The 12,073-nt window shown below is 32.9% G+C and carries 10 protein-coding genes and 1 pseudogene; all 11 read left to right on the forward strand.

Annotated features, from left to right (window positions below; translation table 11 throughout):
- The first annotated feature begins 8 nt into the window (after positions 1 to 8).
- The 11 genes and pseudogenes from THESIDRAFT1_RS10955 (at position 9) to rpsO (ending at position 12,051) form a co-directional block, all read left to right on the forward strand.
- Complete coding sequence (locus THESIDRAFT1_RS10955) at positions 9 to 4,232, forward strand: PolC-type DNA polymerase III (protein WP_006570409.1); 4,224 nt, start codon at positions 9 to 11, stop codon at positions 4,230 to 4,232.
- Positions 4,233 to 4,357: 125 nt separating this feature from the next.
- Entirely contained in the window at positions 4,358 to 4,813 is a 456-nt protein-coding gene (gene rimP / locus THESIDRAFT1_RS10960; protein ID WP_003869136.1) for a ribosome maturation factor RimP, read from the forward strand.
- A 21-nt stretch (positions 4,814 to 4,834) separates the two neighbouring features.
- Positions 4,835 to 5,875: a transcription termination factor NusA gene (gene nusA, locus THESIDRAFT1_RS10965; RefSeq protein ID WP_003869135.1), complete on the forward strand. Its 1,041-nt coding sequence runs from the start codon at positions 4,835 to 4,837 to the stop codon at positions 5,873 to 5,875.
- A 13-nt stretch (positions 5,876 to 5,888) separates the two neighbouring features.
- Positions 5,889 to 6,161, forward strand: coding sequence for an RNase P modulator RnpM (gene rnpM, locus THESIDRAFT1_RS10970; protein WP_003866750.1), 273 nt, complete (start codon positions 5,889 to 5,891; stop codon positions 6,159 to 6,161).
- Entirely contained in the window at positions 6,151 to 6,474 is a 324-nt protein-coding gene (locus THESIDRAFT1_RS10975) for a L7Ae/L30e/S12e/Gadd45 family ribosomal protein (RefSeq protein WP_003866751.1), read from the forward strand. Before rnpM ends, THESIDRAFT1_RS10975 begins: the two co-directional genes overlap by 11 nt.
- Complete coding sequence (infB, locus tag THESIDRAFT1_RS10980; RefSeq protein ID WP_006570410.1) at positions 6,461 to 8,554, forward strand: translation initiation factor IF-2; 2,094 nt, start codon at positions 6,461 to 6,463, stop codon at positions 8,552 to 8,554. Before THESIDRAFT1_RS10975 ends, infB begins: the two co-directional genes overlap by 14 nt.
- Positions 8,555 to 8,567: 13 nt before the next feature.
- Positions 8,568 to 8,927, forward strand: coding sequence for a 30S ribosome-binding factor RbfA (rbfA, locus tag THESIDRAFT1_RS10985; RefSeq protein ID WP_003866754.1), 360 nt, complete (start codon positions 8,568 to 8,570; stop codon positions 8,925 to 8,927).
- Positions 8,924 to 9,877, forward strand: coding sequence for a DHH family phosphoesterase (locus tag THESIDRAFT1_RS10990; RefSeq protein ID WP_003869132.1), 954 nt, complete (start codon positions 8,924 to 8,926; stop codon positions 9,875 to 9,877). Before rbfA ends, THESIDRAFT1_RS10990 begins: the two co-directional genes overlap by 4 nt.
- Before the next feature lie 12 nt (positions 9,878 to 9,889).
- Positions 9,890 to 10,732: a tRNA pseudouridine(55) synthase TruB gene (gene truB, locus THESIDRAFT1_RS10995; RefSeq protein WP_208638252.1), complete on the forward strand. Its 843-nt coding sequence runs from the start codon at positions 9,890 to 9,892 to the stop codon at positions 10,730 to 10,732.
- A gap of 15 nt (positions 10,733 to 10,747) precedes the next feature.
- Positions 10,748 to 11,697: pseudogene (locus THESIDRAFT1_RS11000) on the forward strand (bifunctional riboflavin kinase/FAD synthetase).
- Between the two features lie 87 nt (positions 11,698 to 11,784).
- On the forward strand, positions 11,785 to 12,051 hold the full coding sequence (gene rpsO / locus THESIDRAFT1_RS11005; protein WP_003866758.1) for a 30S ribosomal protein S15: 267 nt from the start codon (positions 11,785 to 11,787) through the stop codon (positions 12,049 to 12,051).
- The last annotated feature ends 22 nt before the right edge of the window (positions 12,052 to 12,073 follow it).

Below are 12,073 nucleotides of genomic sequence, written 5' to 3' on the forward strand. Positions count from 1 at the left end.
GGGATTTGATGATTCCAGCATCTTTTCCGCAGGAATTTGAAATAAAAAAAGTAAAATTGTTAAAAAAAGAGAGAAAATTAATTGTAAGCGTATCTTCCAATAATAACATAAATTCTCAAATAAGAAAATTTCAGGATTTTTTGCTTAATAAATTTCCTTTAATTAAAGAGGTAGAAGTCGTAGTAGAACAGGAGAAAAAATTTAATAGTCTTCAGGACATATTAGACAATTTTGAGGAAATAATTTTAAAAATAAGCGAAGAATACCCTGCTTCTCTTAGTTTTTTAAAAACCTGTGATGTAGTAACAGAGAATCAAAAGATAATAATTAAAGCTCCCAACGAAGTAGTCTATCAATTTATAAAAAGCAATAAAATTGATTTTGTTCTTAAGAAATTTCTAAAGGATAAATATGGGTTTAAAACAGAAATAGATGTAGTCCTTTTAGAAGAGTTTGAAGATACAATGGAAAGAATGATAATGGAGGAAGATATAAAAGTTATTGAAGAAATCACTAAAAGCGGGCAGAAGCAAGAAACTGGCAAAACAACAGAAAAAATTGTGGATAAAGAAGATTCCCAAGTACTTTTAGGAAAGGAAATAAAAGCTGAAGCAATATCCATTAAAAATATCACTGCAGAAACAGAAGAAGCAATAATAGAAGGTGAAATCTTTTCTCTCGAGTTTAAGGAATTAAAGTCCAAAATTTTAATGACTTTTGATATAACTGATTATACTTCATCGATACTTGTAAAAGCCTTTTTAACTGAGGAAAAGTATAATTATTTAAAAGAGAATATCCAAGTAGGCAGTTTTGTAAAATTAGGAGGGAAAGTTTTCTACGATAAATATGAAGGAGACTTAGTAATAAGTCTAAAAGACCTTCAGTTGATATCTCCAAAAGAAAGAAAAGATTTAAGTGAAGAAAAAAGAGTGGAACTTCACTTACACACTCAAATGAGCAGTATGGATGCAGTAGCCTCTGCAACAGAAGTGATTAAAAGAGCAGCAAAATGGGGACATAAAGCCATTGCTATAACAGACCATGCAGTTGTACAGGCATTTCCTGAAGCGATGGAAGCATCTTCTAAATACGGTGTAAAAGTCATATACGGTGTAGAAGGTTATTTAGTGGATGATGGTGTACCTATTGTAACAGGAGATACAGAAGCCACTTTAGAAGATGAATTTACTGTTTTTGATATAGAGACGACGGGTCTTTCCAATATAAATGATGAAATAATTGAAATTGGTGCAGTAAAAATAAAAGAAGGCAAAATAATAGATACTTTTGAAACCTTTGTTAATCCCAAAATTCCTATTTCTTCTTTTATAACAAAACTTACTGGAATTGACGAATCTATGGTTAAAGATGCTCCTTCTATAGAAGAAATATTACCTAAATTCTTGGAGTTTGCTTCTAACAGTGTTTTAGTAGCTCATAATGCAAATTTTGATGTGTCTTTTATAAAATCTAAAGCTAAAAAATTTAATTTAAATGTAAACAATGCAGTTTTAGATACCTTAGAACTAAGTAGACATTTATATAAGGACTTGAAAAATTACAAGCTAGACACACTGGCTGACCATTTACAAGTAAAATTGGAACACCACCACAGAGCAGTAGACGATGCTATGGCTACAGCTGAAATATTTAAAAAAACTATTGATAGGTTAAAAGAATTAGGAGTAGAAAAGGTAAAAGATATAAATGCTATATTAAAAGAAAGTGAAGTTGACATACGGAAACTTCCTGTCTATCATGTCACGATTTTGGTAAAAGACCAAAAAGGATTGAGAAATTTATACGAAATAATCTCTAAATCCAATTTGGAATATTTTCATAGAACACCTCGTATTCCCAAAAGTTTACTTATTAGTATGAGAGAAGGTCTTATCATTGGTTCTGCTTGCGAACAAGGGGAAGTTTTTAGGGCGATTGTATCTAACTTAGAAGAAAAGAAACTAGAGAATATTATTTCTTTTTACGATTACTTAGAAGTACAACCTGTTGGTAATAATGAGTTTTTAATTGAAAAAGGAGAAGTAAAAAGCGTAGAAGAATTAAGAGAAATTAATCAAAAAATTTATCTTTTGGGTAAAAAATACAACAAATTAGTAGTGGCAACAGGAGATGTGCACTTTTTAGATCCATGGGATGATATATACAGAAAAATTTTAATGGCAGGAAAAGGATATAAGGATGCAGATAGGCAGCCGCCTCTTTATTTTAAAACAACTGATGAGATGCTAAAAGAATTCGAATATTTAGGAGAAGAAGTAGCGAAAGAGATTGTAATTGATAATCCTAATAAAATTGCTGACCTTGTAGAAGAAGTAAAACCTATACCAGATGGAACATTCCCTCCTGTGATAGAGGGAGCTGAAGAAGAATTAAGAAGGCTTACTTTAGATAAAGCCCATGAAATATACGGTGACCCTTTGCCGGAAATAGTACAAAATCGCTTAGATAGAGAATTAAATTCTATAATTAACAATGGATATGCAGTTATGTATATTATAGCTCAAAAATTAGTGTCTAAGTCTTTAAAAGATGGGTATTTGGTTGGTTCTAGAGGTTCTGTAGGCTCTTCTTTAGTAGCCACTATGAGCGGAATAACAGAAGTTAACCCGCTGCCGCCTCATTATGTTTGTCCAAATTGTAAGTATTCCGAGTTTATAACTGATGGAAGCTATGGTTGTGGTGTGGACATGCCGGATAAGACTTGTCCTCACTGTGGAACTTTGATGAGGAAAGATGGTTTTGATATACCCTTTGAAGTGTTTTTAGGTTTTGAAGGGGATAAAGAACCAGATATAGACCTTAATTTTTCTGGGGAATACCAACCTATTGCTCATAAGTATACAGAAGAACTTTTCGGAAAAGGCCATGTTTTTAGAGCAGGTACTATTGGAACTTTAGCAGATAAAACTGCTTATGGATATGTCAAAAAATATTTTGAAGAACGCAATTTAATAGTTCATAAATCAGAAATCAAAAGACTTACTGTTGGTTGTACAGGAGTGAAAAGAACCACAGGGCAACATCCAGGTGGAATAATGGTAGTGCCAAAGGACAAGAGTATTTATGACTTTACTCCAATACAGCATCCTGCTGATGCAGAAGACACCGATGTTATAACAACTCATTTTGACTACCATTCAATAAGCGGAAGGCTTTTAAAACTGGATATTTTAGGGCATGATGACCCTACAGTTATAAGAATGCTGGAGGATTTAACCGGCATTAATGCAAGAGAAATTCCTTTATATGATAAAAAAACTATGAGTTTATTTACCAGTGTAGAAGCATTGGGAATAGACCCTGAAGAGCTAAATACTCCTGTGGGTACTTTAGGATTACCTGAGTTTGGTACAAAGTTTGTAAGACAAATGCTTATTGACACTCGTCCTACTACTTTTGCAGAACTAGTACGCATAAGTGGACTTTCTCACGGCACTGATGTATGGCTTAACAATGCTCAGGATATAATAAGAGAAGGAATAGCTACATTAAAAGAAGTAATATCTACAAGAGATGACATAATGCTTTATTTGATAAGCAAAGGTATGGACAAAAAATTGTCTTTTAAAATAATGGAAAATGTGAGGAAAGGCAAAGGTGTAACACAAGAAGAAATAGAAGAAATGAGAAAACACGGTGTTCCAAATTGGTTTATTGAGTCTTGCCAAAAAATAAAATATATGTTTCCTAAGGCCCATGCTGTGGCATACGTAATAATGGCATTTCGAATTGCTTATTTTAAAGTTCATTATCCAGAAGCCTTTTATGCTACTTACTTTACCGTTAGAGCAGATGACTTTAATTTGGATATTGTATTAAAAGGGAAAGACAGCATAAAAAATGCTATAAAAGAGATAGAAGCGAAAGGAAATAATGCTAGTCCTAAAGAAAAAAGCCTTTTAACAGTATTAGAAGTAGCTTTAGAGATGTACCTAAGAGGATTTAAGTTTATAAATGTAGACTTATATAAATCTGATGCAGTCAAATTTTTGATTACTGAAGAAGGATTGCTACCACCTCTTAATTCTTTAGAGGGAGTAGGAATACAAGCAGCCAAAACAATTGCACAAGAAAGAGAAAATGGCAAATTTCTATCTGTTGAAGATTTTAGAAACAGAACAAAGGTCAGTAAAACAGTTATAGAAATATTAAAACAGTATGGCTGTTTAACCGATTTGCCAGAATCTAATCAATTAAGTTTATTTTAGTGTTGCGTTGGTAAAAGGTGTATGCTATAATTGTTATGTCAACATAGATTTTTTGCACAAAGAGTGGGTTTTCCCACTCTTTAGTTTATATAATGAAAAATAAAAAGTTTTAGGAGGAGAAGGATATGTCCAAAATAGAACAGATTGCAAAGGATTTAGTAATGCCTGTTTTAGAAAAAAATAATTTTGAACTGGTAGATGTAGAATACAAAAAGGAAGGAAGCCACTGGTATTTGAGAGTCTATATAGATAAAGAAGGAGGTATTACTTTAGATGATTGTCAATTGGTTAGCGAGTATTTAAGCGATAGATTAGATGAAGTAGACCCAATAGAACACAGTTATATTTTAGAAGTATCTTCTCCCGGTCTCGATAGACCTCTTAAGAAGCCTCGAGATTTTGAAAGAAATATCGGAAAAGAAATAGAAATCTCCCTATATGCCCCTATTGATAAGAGAAAAAAGTTTGAAGGTGAACTTATAGAGTTTACTGGTGATAAAATAATTATTCTCTATAATGGAGAAAGAAAGGAATTTGATATGAAGAATGTAAGTCTTGTTAAACCAGTAATAAAGTTTTAAAATTAAGGAGGGAGAATAATAATGAACGCAGAATTCATAGAAGCTTTAAATTCTATCTGTGAGGAAAAAGGTATCCCAAAAGATACAATGTTTGAAGCAATAGAAGCTGCTTTAGTTTCTGCTTACAAGAAAAATTATGGAACTTCTCAAAATGTTAAAATTGTCATGGATAGAGAAACAGGAGATGTTAAAGTTTATGCACAAAAAACGGTAGTAGAAGAGGTCTACAATGACCTACTAGAAATAAGTTTAGAAGAAGCGAGAAAAATAAATAAAAAATACCAGATAGGAGATATAGTTGATATAGAAGTAACTCCTAAAAACTTTGGCAGAATTGCAGCACAAAACGCAAAACAAGTTGTGATTCAAAGGATTAGAGAAGCTGAAAGAAATGTAATTTATGAAGAGTTTTTAGCCAAAGAAACAGAAGTAGTAACAGGTATTGTAACTAGGGTTGACAAAAAAAATGTGTTAATTAATTTAGGAAGAGTAGAGGCTATATTAGGCCCATCAGAACAAATCCCGGGGGAAACTTTTGCACCGGGAGACAGAGTTAAGGTGTATATTGTGGAAGTAAAAAAGACTACTAAAGGACCTCAGATTTTAATTTCTCGTTCTCATCCAGGACTTGTAAAAAGATTGTTTGAATTGGAATCCCCAGAAATTCAACAAGGGATAGTGGAAATACGGAGCATTGCTCGAGAAGCTGGTTCACGGACAAAAATGGCGGTTTTTAGCAGGGATGAAAATGTGGACCCTGTAGGAGCTTGTGTTGGATATAAAGGTGCGAGGGTACAAGCTGTCGTCAATGAACTAAAAGGAGAAAAAATAGATATAGTCAAGTGGAGTTCAAAACCTCAAGAATTTATAATGAACGCTTTAAGTCCAGCAAAGGCTTTGAGTATAGAAATTTTAGATGAAAAAGAAAAAGTAGCAAGAGTAATTGTACCTGATTATCAATTGTCTTTAGCAATTGGAAAAGAAGGACAAAATGCGAGGCTGGCGGCAAAGCTCACCGGTTGGAAAATAGACATAAAAAGCGAATCAATGGTAAAAAGTTAAGTGAGGTGAAAAGATGAAGACCAAAAAGGTTCCAATGAGAATGTGCTTAGGCTGTCAGCAGATGAAACCAAAAAAGGAATTAATACGCATTGTAAGACGAGCGAAAGATTCAGTTGTACAGGTGGATTTAACAGGTAAAGTGCCGGGAAGAGGTTGTTATATTTGCAAAGATATAAATTGTCTTGAAAAAGCTTTTAAAAACAAAAGGTTAGAAAAAGCGTTAGAAGTACCGATCTCTGATGAAATTTACGAACAATTAAAGAGGGAGATAGAGGATGAAGAATGACAGATTTCATTCTATGCTCGGAATAAGTAAAAAAGCGGGTAAACTTGTCTCTGGTAATTATAGTGTGGATAAATACCTTAAACTTAAGAAAGTTTTTTTAGTTGTATTGGCTACCGACGTGTCAAAGAATACTTTTAAAAAGTTTGCTACAATGTGTGAACGAAATAAAGTCCCCTACATTGTATATTCCACAAAAGAGTTATTGGCAAAAGCTATAGGAAGAGAAATGGTCGGGGTAATTGGTATTACAGATGAAGGATTAGCAAATGTATTATTAGATGCTGCAAAGGAGGAAAATTATGGAGGTGAATAATATGTCTAAAACAAGAGTTTATGAATTAGCAAAAGAATTAAATTTATCTAGTAAGGACCTTATATCCAAATTAAACGATTTGGATATAAAAGTTAAAAATCATATGAGCACATTGGAAGATGAAGAAGTAGAGCTGATACTGGATTTATTAAGAGACAAACCACAACAAATAGAAGAAGTCAATCAAAAAGAGGAAGAAGATATATTTGAGGACAATTTAGAGGACATAGAAGAAGAAAGAGTTTATAAAAAGAGCTTTAAAAAAGGTAGCAAAAAAAATAAGAAGAATAACAAAAAAGCGGTTTTAACAGAAGAAAAAGAAGAGGACGAAATTAAAATAATCACTATTCCTGAGTTTTTGACTGTAAAAGAATTAGCAGAAAAAATGAAAGTTAATCCTACAGAGATAATTAAAAAGTTAATTGCAAAAGGAATAATGGTTACAGTAAATCAACAAATTGACTTTGAAAATGCAGCTAAAATTGCTGAAGAATATGGATTTTTAGTAGATAAAGAGGAAGTAAAAGATGAATTAGAAATGTTATTAGAAGAAACGCCCGATGATGAAAAAGATTTGCAACCTCGTCCTCCTATTGTCACTGTAATGGGACATGTGGACCACGGTAAAACTTCTTTATTGGATGCCATCAGAAATACAAATGTCACTATGAAGGAAATGGGAGGAATTACACAGCACATAGGAGCTTCTGTAGTTGAGATAAATGATAAAAAAATTGTCTTTTTAGATACACCCGGCCACGAAGCTTTTACTGCTATGAGAGCAAGGGGAGCCAGCATCACAGATATTGTCGTGCTAGTAGTAGCCGCAGATGACGGTGTTATGCCTCAAACAGTAGAAGCAATAAACCACGTGAAAGCCGCCAATGTACCTATGATTGTAGCCATAAACAAAATAGATTTGCCGACTGCAAATCCAGATAGGGTAAAGACAGAGCTAAGTGAGTTAGGTTTAGTGCCAGAAGAATGGGGAGGAAATACAATTTGTGTACCTGTTTCTGCTAAGAAAAATATAGGTATAGATAATCTTTTAGAAATGATTTTGCTGGTTGCTGAAATGGAAGATTTAAAAGCTAATCCAAATAAGCCAGCAAGAGGCACTATAATAGAAGCAAAGTTAGAAAAAGGAAAGGGTCCTGTTGCAACTGTCATTGTGCAAAATGGAACTTTGCAAATAGGAGATGCTATTTTAGCAGGTACTGTTTATGGAAAAGTAAGGGCAATGTTTGACGATAGAGGCAGAAGAATTAAAAAAGCAGGACCTTCTATGCCAGTGGAGGTTTTGGGCTTTTCTGAAGTACCAGAAGCCGGAGATAAGCTCATAGTAGTAGAGGACGAGAAAAAAGCAAGAGAATTAGCAGAAAGACGTAAAGAACTTCAAAAAGAAATGGAACTTAAACGCAAGCAAAAAGTTTCATTAGAGGACTTATTTAGTCAAATACAGGAAGGTAGTGTAAAAGAGTTAAATATTATCATAAAAGCGGATGTTCAAGGTTCAGTAGAAGCACTAAAAAAATCCATTGAAGACTTAAGCAACGAAGAAGTTAGAATAAAGGTAATACACGGAGCAGTAGGCGCAATAACTGAAACGGATGTTATGCTTGCATCAGCTTCTAATGCCATAATAATAGGTTTCAATGTAAGACCAGAGACTAACGCTAAAAATCTCGCAGAAAAAGAAAAGGTAGATATAAAGCTTTATCGAATTATATATGAGGCTATTGAAGATATCAAAGCTGCTATGAAAGGTCTGTTGGAGCCAAAATATAAAGAAGTAGAGCTAGGAAGAGCAGAAGTTAGAGCTGTTTTCAGAGTACCTGGTGTAGGAAATGTAGCTGGATGCTATGTGTTAAGTGGTAAGATTTTAAGGAATTCTGATATACGTGTAGTAAGGGATGGTATTGTAGTTTATGAAGGTAAAATTGCTTCTTTAAAGAGGTTTAAAGACGACGTAAGAGAAGTACAACAAGGATTTGAATGTGGTATAGGTATAGATAGGTTCAATGACATTAAAGAGGGGGATATAATAGAAGCTTACCAAATGGAAGAAATTCCTCGTTGAAAGGATGAGTATAATGCAGTACAGGAATAGTCGACTTTCAGAAGAAATGAAAAGAGAAATAAGTAAAATGATTTTAGAAGAAATTAAAGACCCAAGAATTAAAGCAATGGTTAGTATAACTGACATAGAAGTTACTAAAGATTTGAGATATGCTAAAGTTTATGTAAGTATTTATGGAAGTGAAGAAGATAAACAAGAAACTTTTGAAGGGCTAAAAAGTGCAGCTGGCTACATCAGACACGAAATTGGAAGAAGAATAAAAATGAGATATACTCCTGAAATTATCTTTGAATTGGATCGATCAATAGAATACGGAGCTCACATTTCTGAAATATTAAAAGAACTAAACAAGCAAGAGGGTGATGGTAATTGATATTAATTGATGCAATAAATCACATAAAAGATGCTAAAAGTGTAATTGTAGTATCTCACATTGCACCCGATGGAGATGCTATAGGCACTGTTACAGGAATGTATAAAGTATTAAAAAAAATGGGAAAAGAAGTAGATGTATTCATAGATGACGAAATCCCTGAAATGTACTACTTTGTTCCTAATGTAGAGAAAATATCAAGACCATTTTATAAAGAGGCAGACGTGGTTTTGATTTTTGACTGTGCTGATGAAGAAAGATTGGGCAGTACCAAAGAACTTTTAAAAACTTCTGCTGTAACTATTAATATTGACCATCACATTTCAAATACTTTGTATGCCAAATTGAATTATGTAGATACTAACGCAGCAGCGACAGCAGAAATAGCCTATCAAATTGTTAAATTGTTAGGAGTAGAATTTGATGAAGAAATAGCTACAAGTTTCTATACAGCGATTTTGACAGATAGTGGTGGATTTATGTACGAATCAACTACTTCTATAACTCATCAAATAGCTGGAGACTTAATAAACAATGGCGCTAAATTTAAAGAAATAGGAGATAAAGTTTTTAATACTCTCAAATTCAACAAAGCAAAACTTTTAGGAAGAGCCTTAAATAGCCTTACATTATATAAAGATGGAAGAGTTGCTTATATGGAAATTTTAAAAAAAGACTTCCAAGAAACAAACACAAACCTTTCACATATAGAAAATATTATCACTTATGCTAGAAATATTGAAGGAGTAGAAGTAGCGGTACTTTTAGTTGAAAAAGAAGGAGAGATAAAAATTAGTTTAAGGTCAAAAGAAAAAATAGATGTAAATAAAATTGCAAATATTTTTGACGGTGGAGGCCATGTAAGAGCTGCTGGATGTAGCATCAAAGGAAATATTGGAGAAGCCAAAGAAAAAATTTTACAGGCAATATTCAAAGAATTAGAGGGATAAAAATTGGAGGGAATGCTCAATATTTTAAAACCCCCTGGTATGACTTCTCACGATGTTGTAGATTTTATTAGGAAAATCTATAATATACGAAAAGTAGGGCATACAGGAACTTTAGACCCAGATGCAGCAGGAATACTGCCTGTTTGTGTAGGGAATGCCACTAAATTTGTCTCTTATCTTCTTGAGCAGGATAAAAGATATAGATTTGAAATAACTTTTGGCTTTACTACAGACACTTTGGATAAAAGCGGCAAAATTGTAAAAGGCGGACCTGTAAGGATTCTGAGGGAAGAAGAATTAAGGCAAGTCTTAAATGAATTTAAAGGGAAAATAAAACAAATTCCTCCAATGTATTCTGCAAAGAAAATAAAAGGAAAAAAGTTATACGAATATGCAAGAGAAGGAAAGACAATTGATATTCCACCTATTGAGGTTACCATATATGATATTGAATTAGTTGAATATGAACCACCTTATCGGGTATTAATAGATGTGAAATGTTCTAAAGGCACCTATGTGAGAGCTTTAGTAAGAGATATATGCGAAAAATTAAACATGCCGGGATATATGTCTATGTTGATAAGAACAGAGGTTGGTGCTTTTAAAATAGAAGATGCTTATACTCTTGAAGAAATAAGGGAAAAGAAAGTATTATTGCAGCCAATAGATAAGTTTATTGAATTACCTTCTGTACAATTAAACAAAATGGAAGCTGAAAAAATTTTAAAAGGCCAATTTATTCAAAATAGATATCCTATTGAAACTTCACTTTTGAAGTTATATGATAATAATGGTAAATTTCTCGGCATTGGGATTTTAGAGCGAAATAAAATCCGTCCAAAAAGACTTCTTTGAGGGGGAAATGATAATTTGCAGATTGTTTATGAAAGCAATGCATCAAAATACAAAGAGGCCAAAGTAATAGCTTTAGGCAATTTTGATGGAGTTCATATAGGTCACCAGGAATTAATTAAGCAAGCAATAGCTCTTTCTAAAGAGAATAACTTAGCGAGCGCTGTTTTCACTTTTAAACAGCATACTTCAAAAATTTTAACCCCTGACAAGCAACCAGAGCTTATAACTACTTATCAAAAAAAGGTAGAAATTTTAAAGCAATTTAACCTTGATTACGGAATATTTTTTGACTTTACTGAAAGTTTTTCTAAATTAACTGCTGAAGAATTTATAAAAAAATTTTAGTAGAGCTATTAAACATTAAAATAGCAGTGGTGGGACATAATTATAGATTTGGCTACAAAGCTTTAGGGAATGTAGATACATTAAAAAAATATTCCAAAGTATATTCATATAAAGTTTATGTTGTCCCACCAGTTATAAGGGAGGGTATTGTAGTAAGCAGCAGCTATATCAGGGAATTAATAAAATCAGGTAAAGTTGAAGAGGCAAATAGTTTATTAGGACGTTTTTTTCCCTTGCAAGGAAAAGTGATTCATGGACAAGAAATTGGGCGAAAATTAGGTTTTCCTACTGCTAATCTACAAATATCAGAAGATTTGGTTTTGCCAAAAGCAGGAGTATATGTGACGCGAGTAAAAATAGAAGACAAATTTTATATAGCTGTCACAAATGTTGGCTCGAAGCCTACTTTTGGTGGCAAAAGCATTTCTGTCGAATCTTACATTTTAGATTACAATGAAAATTTATATGATAAATATTTAGAAGTTGAATTTATAACAAGAATAAGAGATGAAATTAAATTTCAAAATTTAGAAGCCTTAAAAGAACAAGTTTTTAAAGATATTAATTATGCTAAAAACTTTAAAAATATTTTACAACAGAAACATTATGTGATAAAATAAAATAGCGATTTACCTTATGCTTTGATACCCGTATCTCCGGCGGTATTCTATGCATAAGGCGTATTCTAAAAGATGGAGGTGAAAAAAGTGCTGGACAAAGAAAAAAAGGCAGAAATAATCAATAAGTTCAAGCTCCACGATACTGACACAGGTTCTCCAGAAGTTCAAATTGCCCTTTTAACTGAGAGAATAAATAACTTAAATGCTCATTTGCAAGTTCATAAAAAAGACCATCATTCAAGAAGAGGTCTTCTTAAAATGGTTGGGCAAAGAAGGGCACTGTTAAATTATTTAATGAAAACAGATATGGAGAGGTATCGTGCCATTATCGAAAAATTAGATTTAAGAAAATAGAGCGAGATACCTCGCTCTATTT

Origin of the sequence: Thermoanaerobacter siderophilus SR4 (genome assembly GCF_000262445.1) — a bacterium.
GTDB lineage: Bacteria > Bacillota > Thermoanaerobacteria > Thermoanaerobacterales > Thermoanaerobacteraceae > Thermoanaerobacter > Thermoanaerobacter ethanolicus.